Genomic DNA, 19,877 nt, shown 5'->3' on the forward strand with positions numbered 1-19,877 from the left:
CGAGCACCGTGAGCGCCATACCGAGTATTTCTCCCGTGCCACTGGAATCGAGGGCACGAGGGGAGGTTTGGGGGCGTCGTAGGCTTGGGGGGTCTGGAGCGTTGGGTCCGCTGCGGATGCGGGGAGGTGGGCGGTGCAGATCACCGAGTTCAGTGTTTTCGGGCTGCGGTCTGCGGTCATCGACCTGCGGGCGCGGGGAAATCCGTTGACCATTCGGCTGTTTCCGATGGTGCATATCGGCCGGCGCGAGTTCTATCTGGCGGTGGCCGAGCAGCTGCGCGCCTGCGATGTGATCGTGTCCGAGGGCGCCGATACGCCCAGTTCCACCGGTCGCGCGATCATTCTCGCCATGCGCCTGACCTTTCAACATGCCGCGCGCACGCTGGTGTACCAGGACATCGACCATGCCGCGCTCGGTGTGCCGGTCGTCTGGCCGGAGGGCAACTCCCGTGGCAGACAGCGGATGCCGTTCCTGTCGTTTCTCGACATGCTGCTGCTGACCCCCTACTACGTGGTGGTGATGGCGCTCGGCGGTCGAGGTTGGTTGCTGCGCAACCAGTTCGAGGTGTACGACAACACCGAGGTGCGCCTCCGGCTGATGAACAAGACCTTCCTGTACGACCGCGACAAGGCCCTGATCGCCGCGCTGACGCAGCTGCACACCGAGCGTCACGACCGCGCCGAGGTGATCGCCGTCGTGTACGGCGCGGCGCATATGCCCGCCGTGATCACCGCGCTGCACACCGCTTTCGGCTATCGCGCGGTGGGTGCGGACTGGTTGACGGTGTTCGACGAGGCCATGCCATACCGCCCGGTCGACTGACGCACCGGCGACCGGCTTGACCCTGACGCAGCGTCAGGGTTGCAGGCTTGTGCCCATGACCAACCGCACCTCCCCGACCCGACCCGCTCCGCCGATCGGCGAATTCCACGAGATCAACGGCCGCCGCCTGTTCGTGCACCGGTCGGGCAACGGCGGACCGGCCGTGGTGTTCCTGCCGGGTGCCGGCGCGGTCGGGTTGGACTACTTCACTGTGCAGCAACAGGTTTCGCAGTTCACCACGTCCGTGCTGTATGACCGCGGCGGCACCGGCTACAGCGACCCGCTGCCGTTGCCGCGCACCGCCGCCGCGGTGGCCACCGAACTGCGGGCGCTGCTGCGCGCTCAAAACCTCACCGCACCCTATGTTTTCGCGGCGCACTCGCTCGGCGGCGCCTATGCGTATCGATTCGCGCAGTTGTTCCCGCACGAGGTCGCCGGACTGGTGTGGCTGGACGCTTTTCATCACAACTGGGACGACTTCATGCCGCCCGCAATGAGTCTGGCCGCCACCGAACGAGCCGCACCCGATCCGGCGCACCTCGACCGGCTGCGTCCGGTCTTGCACGAGATGAACGCCGAACTGCTGGCCGACCACCCGGCCCACCTGCGGGACCCGCTGCTCGAGGCGAAGACGAGCGACGAGTGGCTCCGCTTCGGCCTCGCCGAGCGCACCGCGCTGACCGGGCTCGCCACCGAACTGCGGGCCGGACCACCGCTGCCGGACGTACCGGTGCTCGCACTGACCGTGCTGGGCACCGATCCCACCCAGCAGGTGCCGTGGGAGGCGGTGAACGCCGCCAAGACCCGCATGGACGCCGCCCTGGTCCACTCGGTCTCGCACGGGGAACAGCGCATCCTCACCGACACCTTCCACCACCGGCTGTGCTTCGACCGTCCCGACGCCGTGGTCCAGGCGGTCCATGACGTGCTCGACCGGGTGGCTCGCCACGCCCCCTAGACTCGGCACCGCGTCCCGCGAATCTAGGAGGCAGGTGCTCACGATCGGCCAGCTGGCGGCCACCGCCGGTGTCACCGTGCGCACCGTGCGCCACTATCACCAGATCGGCTTGCTGCCCGAGCCCGAGCGGGACGGCTCCGGCTATCGCCGTTACCGTCCGCAAGCGGCGGTGGATCTGATCCGGATCAGGACCCTCGCCGATGCCGGTGTGCCCTTGGCGCGGATCGACGCGCTGCTGCACGCGCCGCCCGCCGAATTCGCCTCGGCCATCACCGATATCGATCAGGCGTTGCAGAGCAAGATCGACGAGTTGAGCGAATACCGCCGCCGCATCGCCGAATTGGCGGGCGGGGAAAAGCTCGTGCTGCCGCCCGAGGTGGTCGACATCCTGGACCGGATGCGCCGCCTCGGGATCAGCGAACAGCGCGTCCGGCTCGAACGCGACTCGTGGATCCTGATGCAGGCTCTCGACCCCGACCTGCTGCCGCGGCGGGTCAAGGAGAAGAACGCCGGTCTCGACGATCCCGAGACCGTGCGGCTCTACCTCGCCGGCGACCGAGCGGCCGAGTGGGATCCGTACGATCCCCGCCTGGACCGGCTCATCGATGACCTGGACGCCTGGGCGATCGAGCACGAACAGGACACCGGACAGCCCGGCTACCTGAAGCTGGTGACCGCTCAGATCGCCGCGGCGGCACCGGCTTGGCAGCGCGTGCTCGAGGTATTGGCGCACCGGGCGGCGCTGCGGCGAAACGCCCTGCTCGACAGCTGAATACGTCGCTATTGCGGGCTGTCGGCGATGGTGCGTGTCGCGGACTCCGCACGCGGCCGCAGGACCAGCACGATGATCACCACGAACGCGGCGAGGGCGGTGCCGGTGCGCAGATAGTGGAAGAAGTCCCAGCGGGTGAGGATCGAAAGGTAATCGGCCGGTGCACCTTCCACCGCCCAGCGGTTGATCTGATGATTGATCGGCACATTCCCCAGCCGGGTGACGAGGAACGATCCCACGACCAGCGCGCCCGCTCCGGCGGCGCGGGCCCGCGCCCGGCCGCGCAGCAGCACAGCCAAACCGAAGCAGCTCAATGCGGCAGCGGCCATGGTGATCTGCATGCTGACGCTGTTGTTCTTCATCAGCTCGGTGTGGAAATCCAGCCGCATCTGCAACGGCACCCGATGGAAGGTAGGCGCGAGATTGGCTGCACCGTAACCGAATGCACCGGCCAATAGCCCGGTGGCGAGCAGGGCCAGCGATCGCACCGAACGCACGACGGAGTCACTCATGCGGCCGGCACCGTCCGGGTGAGTTGTTCGGCCCGCCGCAGCCTGCCGTCCGGCGCGAACTCGCCGAACATGAAGACCTCGGTGGTGATGAGATCGGCCTTGCGCATCTGCGCATGGATGGTCATCCGGGCTGCGAAACGCGCGCCGTCCGATACCGCCTCGTGAACTTCGAAACGGTAGTGGCGCAGGTTCTTTCGCACCGGACGGAGATGCGCGACCAAACGGTCGCGGTCGAGCCGGACACCGTCGGCGACCTGCACGATGTCGCGGGTGTGGAACCGATCGATCACCTCGGCGGGATCGTTGTCCGGATCCACGGCCGCGGCGGTGTACGCGGTGAAGAAGTCGGTGAGGAGTTGTTCGGGCTTGCGAGTCGGTGCGGGGTTCATGGCACTCCAGCAGTAGAATTCTTACAACGCTGTAAAGGCTAGATCAGCCGGATCAAATTTGACAAGGATGTAAGATTTTGACCGAGGCGAGGGCGAAAAGGCGCGCGGACGCCGAACGCAGCAGGGCCGACATCCTGGCGTCCGCGACTCGTTTGCTCGCCGACCGGCCGGAGGTCGGCTTGGCGGCCATCGCCGCCGCAGCCGGGGTCACCCGCCAGACGGTGTACGCGCACTTCGCCTCGCGGGAAGAGCTGCTGCACGCGGTCATCGATCACACGACCACGCGCGCCATCGCCGCCATGGACGCCGCGGACCTCGAAAGCGGTACCGCGACAGCGGCACTCCTGCGCATGCTGGACGTCGGCTGGCAGTTCTTCCGGAAGTCTCCCGGTCCCGAGTTGCTGGGCGCGTTCGCGCCCCAGCGCGACCGCGAGCGCCACGTCCCCGTCGAAGACCGGCTCCTGACACTGATCCGGCGCGGACACCGCACCGGTGAATTCGACCCCACCGCCACCCCGGAGTGGCTGGTCGCGGCCATCATCGCGGTGAGCCACGCGGCGGGCGAACAGGTCCGCAACGATCGCATGACCTTGGATCGCGCCCAAGAGACGTTGCGCCACACCGTGCTTCGACTCGTGCGAGCCGAGGGATAGGCACAGACGTCGCAGCGGTCGCAGCGGCATGACGCGCCGGCCTGTGACCCGCGGCGGTCAGCACCCTGAGGCCACTCGATGTATCCGGTGACCTGCGTGCTGCTACCTTCCGAGCATGCAGGAGGGACCCGGAAACGACGATCCCCGGATCGCCGCGGTCGACGCGCTGGCGACCCTGGCTCGCAGCAGCGACGTCCGCGACCGCGCCGACGCCGGACACGCCCTGGCCGCCTTCGCCGAAATGACCGAAGCACAGGCGGTTTTGGCGGTCCTGCTCCTCGATGAGGACAACACGTTCGTCACCCTGACGACAGCCGAAGCGCTCCTGCGCCGCAAAGACGCCGCCGGTCTCACCGCGGTGGCCGCCGCCTTCGCCACGGCCGACGACACGCAATCCGAATGGCTGGGTACCGCCGTCCACGACGTCTACGGCGTGTACGCCGATGACCGGGACACCGCCGTCGATCTCTGTACATCGCTCACCAATCATCAGGATCCGCGAATACGTTCCGGTGCCACCGAACTGATGGCCACGCTGCGCTCCGTCACACCGATACTGCATCCCGCGAAGGATGCTCCGCCGCCCGCGGCGAGGTCGTGAGAGCTGCGGCCGGTTACGGACTTCGCTACGGCGGACCGCCGGTACATCCAACTGCTCGGACCCGCAGCAGATTCCGGGTGCCGCCAGACATCGAGGCGATGTGACAGTGGCGTGATACCGCCTTCGTCTACGTCGTGGCCTGTTTCGAGCACGCTGGTCGGGCCCTGGTGCGGCGAGTGCGCTGTCCGCGGTGGCCGGAATCGGTTCGCGCTGACCCGGGCGGACTTCAGTAGGGTTCGAGCATGCCCGCACCGACCGATCCCCGCTCCCCCGTCACCCCGGACGATCTCGACCTTGCCGTGCGGTTGTCCGTGGACGTGCTGCGCGCGGTGCGGCAGACCGCATGGGACGAGCAGGCCGGCACGCTGGAGTGGACCCGCTGGGAAACCGTCGAACATCTCGGCGACGACTTCTTCGCGTACGCCGTGCAAATGGGGCCCAGCACTCCCCCGTCGACCGGTCACGTCCCCTTCACGGCAACGCGTCGGCGAGCGGGTGGCCCGGCCAATTCCGTGCACGCCGAACGCGATTCCGGGCCCGCGGGCTTGTTGCAGACGTTGGAAGCCAACGGCGCACTGCTGAGCGCCATGGTGCGGATGAAGCCGCCGCACACCCGCGCCTTCCACGTCTACGGTGTCTCGGACCCGGAAGGGTTCGCCGCCATGGGCATCGTCGAGGCCCTGGTGCACACTCACGACCTCATCCAGGGACTCGACCTCCGCTGGAACCCACCCGCCGACCTGTGCGCACGAGTCCTCACCCGCCTGTTCCCGGAAGCCCCGACCGACACGGACCCGTGGACCACGCTCCTCTGGGCCACCGGCCGGGCCGACCTACCGGGCCGCAGTGCCCTGACGAAATGGCGCTGGGACGGCACACCGCGCGACTGACCGCCGGTTCATTCCTCGGGCCGTACTTGCGGAAGTTGCCGCACACCAGGCAGATACGCGGGCTCCGGACGGTTCCCGAACAGGTAGTCGCGATAGGCCGTCAGGTACGCGGCCAGCTCGGCTCGATCAGCGAACGCGACTCCGGTCGGATCGGACCATTCCTCGGGCGTGGTCCCACGCTCGAGGACGTAGTCAAGTGCGTCGCGCACCCGTGAGCCGTAGGCGGGACTCGCAGTGATGTTGTCGCGCACGCCTGCCGCGAAGCGCCCCAGCATGTCGGCACACACCGCATAGTGCACGTACACGATCGGCCACAGCAGGTTGTCGATCTGCGGAATATCGTTCCACCACAGGTTTTTCGTGCGCAACGTGTCGCTGGCCCGGACCGGCGGGGGCGGGCCGGCGGACGAGGTGTCGAGTTCGCGTAGCCGCTCGAAATCAGGCGAGCGCCAGATCGCCCCGGTCTCGAGATTCTTCGGCGGGAACCAGACGCCACGCCACACCGGAACTCCGAGCGCGTACGGCCGCACCGGAAGCGGCTCGGCCAGGGAGATGTCGGCGATCACGCGACGGACCGGCGGCAGCGGGCTGCCGTCGTAGACCAGATCCGCCGCCATCGACAAACAATCCCGCTCGTCGAACCCCGTGACGCCGACGCCGTCGCGCAGCTGCGTGAACACCGAAGCAGGTCGTTCGGGTAGCTCGAACTCGATCCAGAACCGCCGCACCAGGGCCCCCTTCCGCAGCCGCCGCCCCGATGATTCCAGCCGTACCCGGCTCACACCATCCGATATGCGCGACTGGACACGTGATCACCAGGTAATGGTGGCGGGAGCCTCTCGGCCGATGCCGCCACGATTACCTGGTGATCATTCGACCAACGCGTGCTCGCGGGGTCAGTAGCGGCCCTGGCCAGCGATCTCACCGCAATCGGCCACTTCCGGCAGTCGGACGGCAGCACACGGCGCTGGACAACCCGAACCATCGGCGGCAAAGATGGCTGCATGTTCCGACGCGCCGGTGTCGACCCCGCGGTCGAACAAGTACGACAACTGGCGGCTTCGCTGGAGGTGCCGCGACCGTGGCAGCTGGCAACTTTCGTGGCGCACGTGGCAGAACGGGTGGGCAAGCCGATTCTGATTGTTCCGCAACAGGATCTGACCACGGGCGGATTTCCCTGCGGACTCGTCGTCGAACGCGCCGACGATATCGTCATCGCCTACGACGCGGCCAGCACCGGCTATCACACCGACCACATCGTGATGCACGAGATCGCCCACCTGTTGCTCGACCACGCCGGATTCGTCGCGCCGGGCTCGCAGCACCGGACCCTCGCCGCGCTGTTCCCCGACCTGGAACTCGACAGCGTGCTGCGGGTGCTCGCCCGCAGCGATTACGACGATGTCGACGAGAGCCAGGCCGAACTGTTCGCGTCCATGCTGATGTCCGACGTCGAGATCGAACGGCCGCGTTCGGTGCTCGGCCGCTTGCTTTTTCAACGCTGAGTACCCCGCGCGATGTTCACCTCGACGCTACCCACCGCGGTAACGCTGCCCACCGTGATCGCGGCCTGCCTGTTGCTTGCCGGCCGCCTGGTCGGACTGCTCAGCACCGAACTCGACCGGCACGTCACCATCGCGTTCGGCTGCCTCGTCGCCACGGCGACCACCCGGGAACCGACGGTGTGCCGGCTGCTCAGCGAGCTGTCCGGCGGCCTGCTCTCCGAGCAGTTGATCGTCGAACTCGGGGCGGTCGGTTTCAACTTCGGTTATGCGGCCGGGCTGTTGATCGGGTCGGCGCTGCTGCATCGTTCCCGATCGCCGCGCGTCTGCTACGGGCTCGCCGTCGTATTCAGTGCGGCGGCCCTGTGTTTCAGCACCGTGGGCGGCGGCGCCGGCACGATCTTCGAGCGCGCCGGATGGGCACAGTTCGGCTACTGGCTGTGTACCGCGCCGATCGGCACCGCCATGGCGGTCATCATCATTCGGGCCGCGGGCGCCGAACTGCGTAATCAGGTCGAGCGCCGGGACGCGGCAATGTATGTGGCGATCCTGCTCGCGGGCGTCGCGGTACTCGTCCGCATCGGCGCGACCATCGCCGCGTCTGCCGTCCGGATCACCGTGCCGCACAACTCCTTCACCGATATCCAGGCCGAAATAGATCGCAACGGAGTGTTTTTCGATCTCGTACTGTGCATGGGATTGACGCTGATCGCCATCGTCGCCGCGGCCCGCAGCCGAATGGGTGTGGACGATCTGACCCGGCACCGAAAAGCGCTGCGGCCCCTCTGGCGCGAGCTGACCCTTGCGTGTCCGGAGATCGTGCATCACAGCCCGGTGCCGCACGGCGCCCAGCCCAACCGATATCTGCTGCACCGCACCGTCATCGAGATCCGGGACAGCATGCTGGACCTGGCCCGCTATGCGACACCGCATCCGCCCGAAGTCGCCGCGGCCATTTCGAGCGCCGCCCCGAGCGCCCCTGCCTATGACGCCTTGGATCGCGCCGTCCTGCTCGTGCGCGCCCGCGATGCCAAAGCGCAGGGCGCGGCACCCTCCGGACCCCGCTACTTCACCGTCTCGGCCGCCGACAGCCTCCTCGACGAAGTCACCGAATTGACCGCCCTCGGCCGGCAATGGAACGTCGCCGAGGCCATCGCCGCCCGGGTGGCGCAGCCGAGCACCCGGTAGCGCGTCCGCACCGCGTATCAGACCTGCTGTGTGCCAACGCATTCGAGCATCGCGCGGGCGGTTACACCGGGATGACTCGGCGATTACGCGCACTGCCTAGTCTCGACGGTGGCCCGGCCGGCCGGTCGCGGCTCGGACACCGACGACGATCCGTCGTCCTTCTCGAGCGGGAGTTTCCATGAGCTTGTACACCGTTCGCCGCCGTTTCGCGGCCGCGGCAATCGCCGGAGCAGCCGTGGCCGTCACGCTGACCGGGCCCGCGCTCGCCTGTGCCGAGGCGGCCACCCCCGGCATCATGTCGGCGGCCGGTCCCGGCGACCCCGGCATGGGGCAGGGCGGACCAGGCGATCCGGGCATGGGCGAGGGCGGTGGCCCGGGCAATCCTGGCACCGGCGGTTCCGGGGAACCCGGCATGGGTCGCTAGCGGCACCTTCCCGGCGCCGGCAGGTTCGGTCGCCGGGAACGCCCCCTGCCCCGATGAATTTCGCGATGTCCCGCCGTCGATACCTTCGGCACACCGACAATGGTGGGTCTGCGCCGGGACCGTCCCAGCGCGGTGAGAACGATCCGGACTGGTCCGGACCGGCGCGAAGGGTCTGCGCGTGAGCGGAATCAAGGTTTTGGTGGCGGGAGCGAGCATCGCGGGCCCCGCGGTGGCGCACTGGCTGCGCAGGCGAGGCGCCGAGGTGACCGTGGTGGAACGGGCGCCCGAGCTGCGTCCAGGCGGGCAGGCGGTGGACGCGCGCGGGGTGACCAGGGAGGTCATCCGGCGGATGGGCCTGGACGCGGCGGTGCGCGCGGCCCGCACCGAGACCGCCGGCGCGCACACCGTCGACGCGGACGGAAACGTGCTGGAGACCTTCCGCGCCGACGACGATGGCGGCGACGGGTACATCGCGGAGATCGAGATCCTGCGCGGCGACCTGTCGCAGGTGCTCTACGACGACACCCGCGACGAGGTCGAATACCTCTTCGGCGATCGGATCGCCGAACTCACCCAGGACGCGGACAGCGTCGACGTGACCTTCGCGGGCGGCGACCGGCGGCGCTTCGACCTCGTGGTCGGGGCCGACGGGCTGCATTCGGCGTTGCGCGCGATGGTCTTCGGGCCGCACGAGCAGTTCATCCGGCATCTCGGACACGTGCTGGCCTTCTACAGCGTGCCCAACGAATTCGGGTTGGACCGCTGGCTGATCGACTATCAGGAACCCGGTCGCTCCGCGATGCTGCGGCCCATCCAGGACGCCACCCGCGCGATGGCCATGTTCTCCTTCGCCGCCGCTGATTTCGACGTCGACTACCGCGACGTCGCGGCGCAGAAGCTGCTGCTGCGCGAGCGGATGACCGGTCTGGGCTGGTCGACCACGCGGATCCTCGCGCACCTCGACGACACCCCCGACTTCTATCTCGATCAAGTCGCCCAGGTGGTGATGGACCGCTGGTCGAACGGACGGGTGGTCCTGCTCGGCGACGCCGCCTTCAGCTCGTCCCCGATGTCCGGACAGGGCACCGGCCTGGCCCTCGTCGGCGCCTACGTGCTGGCCGGCGAACTCGCCGCCGCCGACTGGAACCCCGAACACGGCTTCGCCGCCTACGAGCAGCGGATGCGTTCGTTCGTCGAAGCCAACCAGGAAATCGGCCGCCTGCACGCCCGGACCCGCGCCGTCCCCGGACCCGACCCCGAACCCACCCCCGACTACACCGGAGAATGGTTCACCACCCTCATCGACCGCGCCCTGAACCTCGACCTCCCCTCCTACACAGAAGTCCCCGATTCCGCACCCCCGATCCCCACCGCCGCCCCTCGAGCCACCTGAGCGCGCAGACCGCGATGTTCGCGTGGTTGACAATCGACCATCCGGTCAATAGCAGTTTCTTGTCTGTTCAGCCCAAATCCATTGGAGGACAGTAGAAAACACCAGCGCCTACGCTCGCGCGGCCTGCCGCAACTGACTCCGGCTTCGATCGCGATCGATACGACGACGCACTGCGCGACCTGACTGAGCCGAGCAGCGCGGACATCGCCGGAATCAGCGACGCAGTACTGTGACTTCGTATGACCGGCAACGAGATCGAGGTTTCCGCTGAGCTGGTGCGTGCGTTGTTTCGGGAGCTAGATCCCGTGGAACATCTGGTCGATGATCATCGATGAACCGTTCAGCGTGAACGATGTTTCGAACGGTCGGGCTTCCGTGGTCCCGTCCAGGAGGAAATTTCCAGTCGCCCGGACAACCGTCGAGTTGGCGGTGCCGGGCTGAACGTGAATCACGCCGACGGTGTACGCAGCCGGGGGAAACCGAAGGAGCTGCGCGACGATCGCCGTCGCGCCGACATACGAATCAGCCCCGGCGGCGAGTTGGGCATCCTCGGCGTACCACAGCTCCAGTGCGCTTTGCCGGGCCGCGAGCTGGGCGAAGTAGAGGCCGGCAAAAGCCTCGGCATTCTCTCGAGTGAAGTATTTCTCGATGGTTTCTTCGACCACGACAGTCCTCCTGATCAAGTCCAGGAAGTGAGTCACGGAAATATCGGGCCGGTTCGCCGCCGTCGCCGCCAACGTCGTCACCAGCGCATGCAGGTCCTGCATCGCAGTCACCTGAGCAGCCAGACGATCACGGTGTGCGGCCAACATCGGCGCCATCGCCACAGTGCCCGCGAGCACGTTCGCGATCTGGTCCAATCCCAGACCCAGCTGGCGCAGTGCCAGAACCTGATACAGGCGCTGGACGTCGGATTCGGTGTAACGGCGGTGACCGGCGTTGGTGCGCTCTGCGGGCCGCACCAACCCGATCCGGTCGTAATGATGCAACGTCCGAACTGTCAATCCGGTCTCGGTCGCGAGTTCACCGACCTTCCACACCTGCTCGATTCCCGTCTCGCCCATCCGTTTTCCCACTCACTTCCACCGGCGCACCGCGCGCTGGCACCACCGACGCTAGGTCCTGACGTCGGGTCAGGAGCAAGCCGGAGCTTCGTCCCACTGGGCTCAGAGCGGTGCGGCGCGCCACCATTCGACGTGCTCGCTTTCGCGGTCCGGCGGTGCCTCGGAATAGATGTGGCAGGAGTTGCGGGGTGGGTTGTCGAAGGAGAGAACGATTTTGGGGTCCTGGAAGCCGTACTCCTGGCGTCGCAGGGTGACGGTTCCGGTGGGGCGTTGCCATCGCTCTATCAGGGTGTCGCCACCGTACTGGCTCATGTCCCGGCCGTGCGGGAAGCAGTAGAGGTCGAAGGTCGGAGCGAAGGTCGACCTGTTCGAGCATCTGATCGTGGCGTAGTTATGGGTGTCGATCGTGCAGGTGATGCCGCGGTACCCGTCGGTCGAGGTCGGCGTTGCCGGGATGAGCTTCGGAAACAGATCCGCGGCCGGTTGCATCTCGCCCCACGGGCGGGGCGGTCCGACCGGGGTGAACGTTGCGGGTGTCCGGGTGGCGGTGTCGGCGGATCGAACGGTTTCCTCCGGGCTGGTGATCGCCACGACTGCGACAACGACGGCGATGACGACCAGGATCGCCGCAATGGCGATGATCGCGATCGTGAGGATGCGATCACCGATACCGGGGCCGGACTGCGTGGTCCGATCAGCCGATGCGGGAAGGGATGTCGTCGTTCCGAGCTGTCCGAGGAGTTGCGCTGCAGTGAGTCGAGTACCGGGTTGCGCGGTGAGGCAGCCGGTGACGAGGAAGCGCAGCCCGGTTTCGGGGATGCCGGTGAGGTCGGGCGGCTGGGTTGTCACGCGATGCAGCAGTGTCGCGGCATCCGTGTCGCCGAACGGAGGGCGGCCGGTGAGCGCGTAGGCGAGCACACCGCCCAGCGAGAACACATCGGACGCGGGTCCGGCCGGTTCGCCGATGAGTTGTTCCGGAGCGGTGAACGCCGACGGCTCGGCGTGTGACGCGGGGAAGCCGACATCGACCAGCCGAGGCCCGGTTTCGGTGATGATCACCGAATTGGGGGTCACCGCACCATGTATGAGACCGGCACCGTGGATGGCCGAAAGAGCATGGGCGAGACCGACGGCGACATTCTGGGCCTCCGCCGGCCGTAACGGCCCGCGCCCGGCCACCAGATCATGGAGCGAGGGGCCGGTGATGTATTCGGTTGCTATCCAAGGATTCGGAGCCTCGGCGTCCGCGTCGAGCACCGCCGGAGTGAAGTCGCTGTGCACGGTGCGAGCGGCGGTGCAGACGCGAGCGACCTCGGCGCGGTCGCTGCTACCGATGCCGCGGTCCAGGTGCACGGTCCGGATGAGGACGTTCGTCGAATCTTCCGCACGACCCAAGAAGACGTCGCCGCGGGAGTCTGCACCGAGCCGGCCGATAAGCGTGTACGGGCCGAGCGAGGACGGGTCGATATCCCGCAACGGCAGCGTGCGCGGAGCCGACTCCACGACCGGCACTGTGCCTGAAGCCGATTGGGGTATCGCACTCGCAGGCACAGTCTGCGGCGGAAGGGTCGCCGGCGCCCAACCAGTGCCGGGATAGGGAGCGCGGGAAGCTTGTTGCCGACGCTGGACCTGGATGATCACGGCTCCCAGGCAGATCGCAGACACCGCCAGCACACCCGCGCGAATGAATTCCACGGCAATCAAACCGAACCCGCCGACCGGAGCGGACCCGTATATGACGTAGCCACCGGTCCGTTCCACCCGCGAAGACGGAATGCCCAAGACCAGCGCCACGAATCCGAGCACCCACCCGAGCAGCAAGGACAACCACCACGCGGTGACCAACACACTGCCGGGACGGCCACGCAAATCCGGTGCGTCCGTTGGTGTCTGGGGGTCGCTCGCCCGCCACACATCCGACATGATCATGTGCGGGAACCACAGATTGACGACAGGGCAGAACCAGCCGCCGATCACCCACCCGTTGGCGAGCCGATGCCGTGCCGTGCACAGCGCTTCGGCATTGCGACGCGCCTGCCACAACCAGCTGATGACAACGACTCCCGCGCCGAGCTGTAGCAGTTGCGCGAGGATGCCGGGCCAGGTGGATGACTCCCACTCCGTGCGGGTACCACCCCGCTGCTCCCAGCTTTCCTCGAAGTCCGCGAGAAGCCGCCAATCGGCGATCGCGCTGACGAACATCATCACCACCACCGCGGCGACCAGGCCGATCGCCCAGCCCCCGAGCGCTCCGATCGGACGGACGTTCCTTCCGCCGCGCGCGAGCGCGACGTCCCACCCCACTGACATCGTCCGAATCCCTTCGTTTCCAACGGCGCAACCCGCCGCCCGTGGCCACGGCCCCATGACATCCTGTCGCACCGGACCATAGCGGCAACCCTTCGATCACGCATCAGGCCACGGACCGCTGATCTCTTCCACGAAGTGCTCGCCAACCGCGCCACCCACGACACCCGAACCGACTGAACCAAGGTCGGTAAGGTCGGTCCGGTGAGCGACGCCGGCGACCTGATGCGGATGTATCTGGTGGATGCAGACCAGCCTTTTCCGTCTGTCGAGCTCGCGGATTCGTCCGGACTGGTCGCGTTCGGCGGGGACCTGTCGACGGAGCGGTTGCTGGACGCGTATGCGGCGGGCATCTTCCCCTGGTACAACCCGGGCGAAACGATCCACTGGTACTGCCCGGACCCGCGGAGCATTCTGATACCGACCGACCTGCGGGTGAGCAGATCGTATCGCCGATCGGTCACCAGTGCCGACTACGCGGTGACGATGGATCGTGCCTTCGCCGAGGTGATGTCGCAGTGCGCCGGTCCGCGGGACAAGGAGGCCGGGACCTGGATCGGCTCCGACATGCAGGCGGCCTACCTGCGACTGCACCACCTCGGTCACGCACACTCGGTCGAGGTGTGGCGCGACGGCGAATTGGTCGGCGGCCTCTACGGAGTTGCCTGCGGCCGCTCGTTCGCCGGCGAATCCATGTTCTCCCGCGCCCGCGACACCTCCAAGGTCGCGCTGTACTGGCTGTGCGCCCAACTGACAGCGTGGGATTTCGCCCTCATCGACTGCCAGGTCGCTTCCAGCCACCTCACCTCCCTCGGCGCGATCGACCTCTCCCGCACGGACTACCTGCGCCTGCACACCCAGGCCGCCGCCCGCCCCGGCCGCGTCGGCCCCTGGCAGTTCGACTTCCCAGTCCCCCACTCCCCCAAGCATTTACCGGCGTGAGCGAGCACTATCGCGCGACTGGATCAACGCGGACTACTCGAACGCCCCAAACGGCCACGGCAAAGCCGTCCTGCATGGGGCGAGAGCCAGATGGCTTCGACCGGGGCCTTTTTCGAGCTAGGTGTCGACCGTGTGCGCATGCTGTGCAGGGGCGTGGAGGCTGCTCAATAGTGCGAGGGCGTGGGCGCTGGGCGTGGCGGGTTCGGCGTGGTAGATGACCAGCTGCTGGCCGGGGGCGCTGCGCACGTCGAACGACTGGTAGGTGAGGGTGAGGGGGCCGACCTCGGGGTGTACGAGGTGTTTGGGTTCGCGGGTCTTGCCGCGCACCTGGTGGGTGTCCCACAAGGCGCGGAAGTGCATGCTGTCCTCGCTGAGTTCGGCCACCAAACGCCGCAGAGCGGGATCGTGGGGGTTGTGGCCCGCGGCTACTCGCAGATTGGCCACGGTGGCCTGTGCCGTCCAGTCCCAGCGGGCGTAGAACTGCTGTCCCGCGGGGTCGAGGAAGGTCATGCGGGCGAGGTTGTCCACCGCGCGGAACGGGGAGAACAGGGCGTCGGCGAGGGTGTTGGTGGCCAGTACGTCCAGGATGGGGTTGAGCACGAAGGCGGGGGTGTGCGGGTAGCCGTCCATGAGTTGGCGCAGGTCGGGGCTCACGGTCTGGGGCACCGGCGGGGGTGCGCCGTCCGGTGTGGCGCCGGCCAGCCGGAACAGGTGCTCGCGGGCATCGGAGTCGAGATCCAGTGCGCGGCACAGGGCGTCGAGCACCTGCGGTGACGGGTGGGTCTCGCGGCCCTGTTCCAGGCGGGTGTAATAGTCGGCGTTCATCCCGGCGAGCACGGCGACTTCTTCGCGGCGGAGTCCGGTCACCTTGCGTCGTCCGGAGTAGAGCACGCCCGCGTCTTCGGGTGCCCGTTGCGCGCGCCGCGCTCGGAGGAACGCACCCAGCTCACCACTGACCATGGCCTCAGGGTAGGTCGTGGTCGGCACGGTTGGGTGGGTGCGCCACACCCAGCCGGCACACGTCCTGCCACCGCTGGCCGTCGTCGGTGACGGTGGTCGGTATGACAAGCGATATCGACGTGGTCGGCATGTGGGTCACCGCGGACGGGCACATCCGGCAGGAACTGCGCGCCGATGGGCGCTACGACGAAGCGCGCGGCGAACGGCGCAGCGCCTACACCGGTCGCTACACGGTGACCGGGAATCACCTCGACTACGTGGATGACACCGGCTTCACCGCGACGGGCGACCTTCGCGACGGCGTGCTCTACCACGAGCATCTCGTCCTCTATCGCGAGTCCGCCGACGCTCACCACCGGCAGGTACAGAAATGAGCGAGCCTGCCGCCGACCGTGCACTGGAGGGCAAGGTCGCGCTGGTCACCGGCGCCGCCCGCGGGGTCGGCGCGGCCACGGTCGCCTGGCTGCACGCCCGCGGCGTGCGAGTGCTCGCCACCGACCTGCGCCCCGAGGTGCACGAGCTCTCCACCCGGTTCGACCGGGTGTCCACTCTGGTAGGCGACGTGTCCCTGGAGGACACCGCGGTGCGGTCGGTGGCCGCGGCGATCGATCGGTTCGGCGGCTTGGACATCCTGGTCGGCAACGCCGGGCGATCAGTGAACAAACCGATCGTCGAGACCACCGCGGCCGACTGGGACGAGCTGATGTCGATCAACGCCCGCGGGACGTTCCTGCACGCCCGGGAGGCATTCCGGGTGATGTGCGAACACGGCGGAGGCGCGATCGTCACCGTCGGGTCGTTCGCATGCACGGTCGGACTGGCCGAAGCCGCGGCCTACAGCGCGTCCAAAGGAGCGCTGGCGCAGTTGACCAAGGTGCTCGCACTGGAGGGCGCGCCGCACGGCATCCGCGCCAACGTCGTCGCGCCCGGTGTCATCGAGACCGACATGCTCGACAACTTCCGGGCCGACAGCCGGGAGTATCTGCGTTCCTTCGGCGCCGCCCACCCGCTGGGGCGCGTCGCACAGCCCGAGGAGATCGCCGAGGTGATCGGTTTCCTGGCCTCGCCCCGGGCCGGCTTCATCACCGGCGCGGTCGTCGCCGCCGACGGCGGCTACACCGCAGCCTGAGCCTCGACACATCACGAAAGAGAGCGAATCATGCCTGGACGGCTCACCGACAAGGTCGCGTTGATCACCGGCGCGACCGGTGGCATCGGACAAGCCACCGCAGAACTTTTCGCCCGCGAAGGCGCCCGCTTGGTCGTCACCGACATAGACCAGGACGCCACGCAGGCGCTCGCCGCGCGCCTGGCAGCGGCGGGCACCGACGTGCTGGCCGCCGGGTTGGACGTCTCCGCACCCGACAACTGGAGCGAGGTCATCGAGCTGACCCGGCAGCGCTTCGGACGGCTCGACGTCCTGGTCAATGTCGCCGGCATCGTGGACTGGCCCGGTATCGAGGACACCACGCAGGACGCGTGGGAACGCGTGATCGCGGTCAACCAGACCGGCACCTGGCTCGGCATGAAGACCGCCATGCCCCTGCTGCGCGCTTCCGGCAACGCCTCCATCATCAACACTTCCTCGGTGCTCGGTCTGGTGGGCAGCGGAGCCGCCGCCGCGTACCAGGCGTCCAAAGGCGCGGTGCGGCTGCTGACCAAGACCGCCGCCGTCGAGTACGCGACCCGTGGCGTCCGGGTCAACTCGGTGCACCCCGGGGTCATCGCCACCCCGATGATCCAAGGTCTGCTCGACGAGCAGGGCGACCAGCAACCCGACATCGTGCGCACCCCCATGCGCCGCGCGGGTAACCCCGCCGAGGTCGCTGCCACGATGCTGTTCCTGGCCGGCGACGAATCCTCGTTCATCACCGGAACCGAACTCGTCGTCGACGGCGGACTCACCGCCTACTGACGACCGGTCCTGGACACACCGATGCCGGATTATCGGTAGTGCCGCTGGGCACGCGTCGGTCGTTCATCCAAAACAGTTGGCTGACAGCACTTCCCAAACGCACGCGCATGCCGACTCGAGTGCGTTCGATCCGGCGACCGATAACCGCCCAGAGACCGATGCGGCCGGCGCACCGTGGCCGGTCCATCGACCATCGCGCAAGCGAACCGGAGCCTGGCGCAGCGGATTTCAGCGCGGCGCCGGTTCGGACTCGGCCGGGATGGCGGCATCGAGCAGTGCCCGCGCTGCTGCGCGCGCATAGTCGTAGCAACCGGTGTCGTCGAGAACCATCGAGCGACTCGCGGCGCCGTCGGCCAGCAGTGCGAGTTGCTCACCCAGGGTCCGGGGATCGGTGACGCCGAGTGCGGTCAGGAGTTCGGTGAGCCGGGTGACCATGCGGCGTTTTTGCGTGGCCGCGTACCGGTGGGCGGGGCTGTGGGGGTCGGGGAATTCGGCTGCGGCGTCGATGAAAGGACAACCACGGATCGGGGCATCGACCTCGTCGGGGAGGGCGAAAAGGGTCAGGAGGCGATCGCGGACAGGCAGGTCGTCTCGGTCCAGGGTGGCGTCGATGGTACGGCCGGATTCGACCAGATGACGTAGATAGCTGACAACGAGGTCGTCCTTGGTCGGGAAGTGCTGGTACAGAGTGCGTTTGGAGACAGGGGCGGCGGCCGCCACCTGTTCCATACTCGTCGCGGTGAGACCGCGAGTCTCGAACAGCGCGGTAGCCGCGGCAATGATGCGTTCGCGGCCGCCTCGGCCCCGGCGGCGCTGGACCGTCTGTCGCTCACTCATCACTAAAGCATACATAACCGTTTACTTAACGAGTTTCCTCCTGATAGTCTCACCGTTCTATGTAAACGATTCCGTTTACATCAGGATGCCGCCGTGAGAAGGAAGTCATGACGAATCAGAGTGTGACCAGGCAGAACGAACTGTCCCACTACGCGGAGCAGCTGATCCGTGGGCGGCGGGCCGTACGGGCCTTCCGCCCGGAACCCGTTGCGAAGGAGGTGATGCGGGCCGTGTTCTCACTGGCGGGCGCAGCTCCGTCGAATTCCAACACCCAACCGTGGACCGTCGAAGTTGTCAGCGGGCCAGCACGGGACCAGTTGAGCGAGGCACTGCTGACCGCGCACACACAACAGCATCTGTCCGTGGACTTCCCCTACCGGGACGATCTCTACACCGACCTACATCGCCGACGCCGCGAAAACTTCGGCGAAACCGTCTACGGAGCACTCGGTATCGCCCGCGACGATCACGCCGCACGCGAGGCGCACAACGCGGAAAGCCTCCGCTTCTACGGTGCACCACACGTCGCCCTGATCTTCGCCCCGTCCACCACGGACGAGCGAATGGCCGCCGACATCGGCATGTACGGACAAACCCTGCTGCTGGCCATGACCGCCTACAGAATCGCCAGCTGCCCACAGGGTTTGCTCGGCTTCTACGGCAACACGATTCGCCGCCAACTCGGAATCACCGACGGCAAAGTGCTTTTCGGAGTGTCCTTCGGATACGCGAACACCACCGCCCCGGTCAACCGGGCCAGAATCACCCGCGCGAAACTCTGCGAGACCACAAGGTTCCACAGCTAGGGCCCGTCCACCCCTTCGGCTTCGCGCCGAACGGTACATCCGCCACCATGGGAACATACCCTCATGTCGCTGGGCACGCGGTGATCATCCGCCCAAATCAGTTGGCTGACAGCACTTCCCAACGCACGCAGATGCCGATTGTCGTTTGACGCGCATGCCCGCGGACTCTCGAGTTTCTGTGAGTTGGCCGGTGCCGCCGGGCTCTAGAGCTGTTGTCGCATGATGTGAGTATGCATCGACTGTCGCGGGCCCAGCGCGAGGCTGACCTGATCGCCTACTACGACAACGAGATTCGCCAACGTGCTACGCGCGAACTGCCGCCACCACGCGTACTGCGCCGCGCCGAGTATCTCGACCTGCTGCGGCGTGAAAGCATCGCCGAACTGCTCGAGATCGGTTGCGGACCAGGCAGAGACGGCATCGCCTTTGCGGACGCGGGCCTCATCTACACCGGCGTCGACCTCGCCCCGCAGAGCGTCGCAACCACCCGGTCCTTGGGACTGGACGCCTGCCAAGCCTCGGTCCTTCAGCTTCCGTTCGAGGACGCGAGCTTCGGTGCCGGCTGGACCATGAGCACGCTGTTGCACGTCGCCGACGCCGACCTGGACAGGGCGTTGGCCGAGATCGTGCGTGTCCTGCGGCCAGGAGCGCCGCTGGCGATCGGACTCTGGGGTGACCAGCATGGCAGCGAACAGCAATGGGACGACGGCAGCGGACACGGGCCCGCCCGGTTCTTCAGCATCCGCACCGACACCGCGTTGAAGACGGCACTCGAGCGACACGGCACCCTCGAGCGATGGCTTACTTGGCCAGGCGCGGACAGCTGGCACTACCAGTGGGCAATTCTGCGCCGAGGATAGAGATCGGCATCGAACGCACTTCCGCCGCTGGGCGCGCAGCCAGCACAGTGCTGATGCCCTGCGGCACAGAACATCCTCTTC

The 19,877-nt window shown here is 67.4% G+C and carries 23 protein-coding genes; 16 read left to right on the top strand and 7 right to left on the bottom strand.

Features of this window, described 5'->3' with window-relative positions; translation table 11 throughout:
* Positions 1–133: 133 nt before the first annotated feature.
* From NVU01S_RS21090 to NVU01S_RS21100, 3 genes are read left to right on the top strand one after another with little or no spacing between them, the layout of a single operon-like run.
* The gene (locus NVU01S_RS21090; RefSeq protein WP_043668687.1) at positions 134–823 is read left to right on the top strand and encodes a hypothetical protein; all 690 of its coding nucleotides are present in this window, start codon (positions 134–136) and stop codon (positions 821–823) included.
* Between the two features lie 55 nt (positions 824–878).
* The gene (locus tag NVU01S_RS21095) at positions 879–1,781 is read left to right on the top strand and encodes an alpha/beta fold hydrolase (protein ID WP_043668684.1); all 903 of its coding nucleotides are present in this window, start codon (positions 879–881) and stop codon (positions 1,779–1,781) included.
* Positions 1,782–1,815: 34 nt separating this feature from the next.
* On the top strand, positions 1,816–2,553 hold the full coding sequence (locus tag NVU01S_RS21100) for a MerR family transcriptional regulator (protein WP_043668681.1): 738 nt from the start codon (positions 1,816–1,818) through the stop codon (positions 2,551–2,553).
* 8 nt (positions 2,554–2,561) lie between these two features.
* Here the strand turns inward: NVU01S_RS21100 and NVU01S_RS21105 are convergent, their stop codons facing one another.
* Positions 2,562–3,065, bottom strand: coding sequence for an anthrone oxygenase family protein (locus tag NVU01S_RS21105; RefSeq protein WP_043668678.1), 504 nt, complete (start codon positions 3,063–3,065; stop codon positions 2,562–2,564).
* Entirely contained in the window at positions 3,062–3,454 is a 393-nt protein-coding gene (locus NVU01S_RS21110; RefSeq protein ID WP_043668675.1) for a nuclear transport factor 2-like protein, read from the bottom strand. The genes NVU01S_RS21105 and NVU01S_RS21110 overlap by 4 nt, the downstream gene beginning before the upstream one ends.
* Positions 3,455–3,531: 77 nt before the next feature.
* Between NVU01S_RS21110 and NVU01S_RS21115 the strand changes: the two genes are divergently transcribed.
* The 3 genes from NVU01S_RS21115 to NVU01S_RS21125 all read left to right on the top strand — a co-directional run bounded on the left by NVU01S_RS21115 (position 3,532) and on the right by NVU01S_RS21125 (position 5,598).
* A complete protein-coding gene (locus tag NVU01S_RS21115; protein ID WP_043668673.1) occupies positions 3,532–4,107 on the top strand; it encodes a TetR/AcrR family transcriptional regulator in 576 nt (191 codons plus the stop codon).
* A 115-nt stretch (positions 4,108–4,222) separates the two neighbouring features.
* Positions 4,223–4,708, top strand: coding sequence for a hypothetical protein (locus NVU01S_RS21120; RefSeq protein WP_052280476.1), 486 nt, complete (start codon positions 4,223–4,225; stop codon positions 4,706–4,708).
* Between the two features lie 242 nt (positions 4,709–4,950).
* Positions 4,951–5,598 (top strand): maleylpyruvate isomerase N-terminal domain-containing protein, encoded by a 648-nt coding sequence (locus NVU01S_RS21125; protein ID WP_043668670.1) that lies wholly within the window; start codon positions 4,951–4,953, stop codon positions 5,596–5,598.
* A gap of 8 nt (positions 5,599–5,606) precedes the next feature.
* Here NVU01S_RS21125 and NVU01S_RS21130 read toward each other — a convergent pair whose 3' ends face one another.
* Positions 5,607–6,326, bottom strand: coding sequence for a hypothetical protein (locus NVU01S_RS21130; protein ID WP_043668668.1), 720 nt, complete (start codon positions 6,324–6,326; stop codon positions 5,607–5,609).
* A gap of 276 nt (positions 6,327–6,602) precedes the next feature.
* Here NVU01S_RS21130 and NVU01S_RS21135 point away from each other — a divergent pair, with 276 nt between their 5' ends.
* The 4 genes from NVU01S_RS21135 to NVU01S_RS21150 all read left to right on the top strand — a co-directional run bounded on the left by NVU01S_RS21135 (position 6,603) and on the right by NVU01S_RS21150 (position 10,105).
* Positions 6,603–7,103: a hypothetical protein gene (locus tag NVU01S_RS21135; RefSeq protein ID WP_082031993.1), complete on the top strand. Its 501-nt coding sequence runs from the start codon at positions 6,603–6,605 to the stop codon at positions 7,101–7,103.
* Positions 7,104–7,115: 12 nt separating this feature from the next.
* Positions 7,116–8,288 (top strand): DUF6545 domain-containing protein, encoded by a 1,173-nt coding sequence (locus NVU01S_RS21140; protein ID WP_043668665.1) that lies wholly within the window; start codon positions 7,116–7,118, stop codon positions 8,286–8,288.
* A 178-nt stretch (positions 8,289–8,466) separates the two neighbouring features.
* The gene (locus tag NVU01S_RS21145) at positions 8,467–8,712 is read left to right on the top strand and encodes a hypothetical protein (protein WP_043668662.1); all 246 of its coding nucleotides are present in this window, start codon (positions 8,467–8,469) and stop codon (positions 8,710–8,712) included.
* Between the two features lie 178 nt (positions 8,713–8,890).
* Complete coding sequence (locus tag NVU01S_RS21150) at positions 8,891–10,105, top strand: FAD-dependent monooxygenase (RefSeq protein ID WP_043668659.1); 1,215 nt, start codon at positions 8,891–8,893, stop codon at positions 10,103–10,105.
* Between the two features lie 296 nt (positions 10,106–10,401).
* On the opposite strand, the gene NVU01S_RS21155 is transcribed toward NVU01S_RS21150, so the two are convergent.
* Positions 10,402–11,169 carry a MerR family transcriptional regulator gene (locus NVU01S_RS21155; RefSeq protein ID WP_052280474.1) on the bottom strand — a complete coding sequence of 256 codons (768 nt, stop codon included), beginning with the start codon at positions 11,167–11,169 and terminating at the stop codon, positions 10,402–10,404.
* Positions 11,170–11,271: 102 nt separating this feature from the next.
* Complete coding sequence (locus NVU01S_RS21160) at positions 11,272–13,479, bottom strand: DUF4328 domain-containing protein (protein WP_167829369.1); 2,208 nt, start codon at positions 13,477–13,479, stop codon at positions 11,272–11,274.
* Between the two features lie 201 nt (positions 13,480–13,680).
* On the opposite strand from NVU01S_RS21160, the gene aat reads away from it, so the two are divergent.
* Positions 13,681–14,418, top strand: a complete 738-nt coding sequence (aat, locus tag NVU01S_RS21165; RefSeq protein ID WP_209444785.1) for a leucyl/phenylalanyl-tRNA--protein transferase — start codon at positions 13,681–13,683, stop codon at positions 14,416–14,418.
* A gap of 117 nt (positions 14,419–14,535) precedes the next feature.
* On the opposite strand, the gene NVU01S_RS21170 is transcribed toward aat, so the two are convergent.
* Positions 14,536–15,378, bottom strand: a complete 843-nt coding sequence (locus tag NVU01S_RS21170; protein WP_043668656.1) for a helix-turn-helix transcriptional regulator — start codon at positions 15,376–15,378, stop codon at positions 14,536–14,538.
* Positions 15,379–15,479: 101 nt separating this feature from the next.
* Here NVU01S_RS21170 and NVU01S_RS21175 point away from each other — a divergent pair, with 101 nt between their 5' ends.
* The 3 genes from NVU01S_RS21175 to NVU01S_RS21185 are packed head-to-tail and all read left to right on the top strand — an operon-like array spanning position 15,480 to position 17,293.
* Positions 15,480–15,752, top strand: coding sequence for an Atu4866 domain-containing protein (locus NVU01S_RS21175; protein WP_043668997.1), 273 nt, complete (start codon positions 15,480–15,482; stop codon positions 15,750–15,752).
* Complete coding sequence (locus tag NVU01S_RS21180; protein WP_052280472.1) at positions 15,749–16,507, top strand: SDR family NAD(P)-dependent oxidoreductase; 759 nt, start codon at positions 15,749–15,751, stop codon at positions 16,505–16,507. Before NVU01S_RS21175 ends, NVU01S_RS21180 begins: the two co-directional genes overlap by 4 nt.
* Positions 16,508–16,537: 30 nt before the next feature.
* Positions 16,538–17,293 (top strand): SDR family NAD(P)-dependent oxidoreductase, encoded by a 756-nt coding sequence (locus NVU01S_RS21185; RefSeq protein WP_043668652.1) that lies wholly within the window; start codon positions 16,538–16,540, stop codon positions 17,291–17,293.
* A gap of 228 nt (positions 17,294–17,521) precedes the next feature.
* Here NVU01S_RS21185 and NVU01S_RS21190 read toward each other — a convergent pair whose 3' ends face one another.
* Positions 17,522–18,130, bottom strand: coding sequence for a TetR/AcrR family transcriptional regulator (locus NVU01S_RS21190; RefSeq protein WP_043668649.1), 609 nt, complete (start codon positions 18,128–18,130; stop codon positions 17,522–17,524).
* Between the two features lie 107 nt (positions 18,131–18,237).
* Here NVU01S_RS21190 and NVU01S_RS21195 point away from each other — a divergent pair, with 107 nt between their 5' ends.
* Together NVU01S_RS21195 and NVU01S_RS21200 are read left to right on the top strand one after the other, a co-directional pair.
* The gene (locus tag NVU01S_RS21195) at positions 18,238–18,936 is read left to right on the top strand and encodes a nitroreductase (protein ID WP_043668646.1); all 699 of its coding nucleotides are present in this window, start codon (positions 18,238–18,240) and stop codon (positions 18,934–18,936) included.
* A 230-nt stretch (positions 18,937–19,166) separates the two neighbouring features.
* The gene (locus NVU01S_RS21200; RefSeq protein ID WP_043668643.1) at positions 19,167–19,796 is read left to right on the top strand and encodes a class I SAM-dependent methyltransferase; all 630 of its coding nucleotides are present in this window, start codon (positions 19,167–19,169) and stop codon (positions 19,794–19,796) included.
* Positions 19,797–19,877: the final 81 nt, after the last annotated feature.

Source organism: Nocardia vulneris, from assembly GCF_001613425.1.
In the GTDB taxonomy this organism is placed as follows: Bacteria; Actinomycetota; Actinomycetes; order Mycobacteriales; family Mycobacteriaceae; genus Nocardia; species Nocardia vulneris.

Bases quoted from the DNA above. Each gene is read 5' to 3' on its own strand.
- NVU01S_RS21140 (WP_043668665.1), top strand. From the start codon at position 7,116: ATGTTCACCTCGACGCTACCCACCGCGGTAACGCTGCCCACCGTGATC.
- NVU01S_RS21095 (WP_043668684.1), top strand. From the start codon at position 879: ATGACCAACCGCACCTCCCCGACCCGACCCGCTCCGCCGATCGGCGAA.
- NVU01S_RS21190 (WP_043668649.1), bottom strand. From the start codon at position 18,130: ATGAGTGAGCGACAGACGGTCCAGCGCCGCCGGGGCCGAGGCGGCCGC.
- NVU01S_RS21125 (WP_043668670.1), top strand. From the start codon at position 4,951: ATGCCCGCACCGACCGATCCCCGCTCCCCCGTCACCCCGGACGATCTC.
- NVU01S_RS21120 (WP_052280476.1), top strand. From the start codon at position 4,223: ATGCAGGAGGGACCCGGAAACGACGATCCCCGGATCGCCGCGGTCGAC.
- NVU01S_RS21175 (WP_043668997.1), top strand. From the start codon at position 15,480: ATGACAAGCGATATCGACGTGGTCGGCATGTGGGTCACCGCGGACGGG.
- NVU01S_RS21145 (WP_043668662.1), top strand. From the start codon at position 8,467: ATGAGCTTGTACACCGTTCGCCGCCGTTTCGCGGCCGCGGCAATCGCC.
- NVU01S_RS21185 (WP_043668652.1), top strand. From the start codon at position 16,538: ATGCCTGGACGGCTCACCGACAAGGTCGCGTTGATCACCGGCGCGACC.
- NVU01S_RS21155 (WP_052280474.1), bottom strand. From the start codon at position 11,169: ATGGGCGAGACGGGAATCGAGCAGGTGTGGAAGGTCGGTGAACTCGCG.
- NVU01S_RS21180 (WP_052280472.1), top strand. From the start codon at position 15,749: ATGAGCGAGCCTGCCGCCGACCGTGCACTGGAGGGCAAGGTCGCGCTG.
- NVU01S_RS21170 (WP_043668656.1), bottom strand. From the start codon at position 15,378: ATGGTCAGTGGTGAGCTGGGTGCGTTCCTCCGAGCGCGGCGCGCGCAA.
- NVU01S_RS21200 (WP_043668643.1), top strand. From the start codon at position 19,167: ATGCATCGACTGTCGCGGGCCCAGCGCGAGGCTGACCTGATCGCCTAC.
- NVU01S_RS21195 (WP_043668646.1), top strand. From the start codon at position 18,238: ATGACGAATCAGAGTGTGACCAGGCAGAACGAACTGTCCCACTACGCG.
- NVU01S_RS21110 (WP_043668675.1), bottom strand. From the start codon at position 3,454: ATGAACCCCGCACCGACTCGCAAGCCCGAACAACTCCTCACCGACTTC.
- NVU01S_RS21105 (WP_043668678.1), bottom strand. From the start codon at position 3,065: ATGAGTGACTCCGTCGTGCGTTCGGTGCGATCGCTGGCCCTGCTCGCC.
- NVU01S_RS21135 (WP_082031993.1), top strand. From the start codon at position 6,603: ATGTTCCGACGCGCCGGTGTCGACCCCGCGGTCGAACAAGTACGACAA.
- NVU01S_RS21160 (WP_167829369.1), bottom strand. From the start codon at position 13,479: ATGTCAGTGGGGTGGGACGTCGCGCTCGCGCGCGGCGGAAGGAACGTC.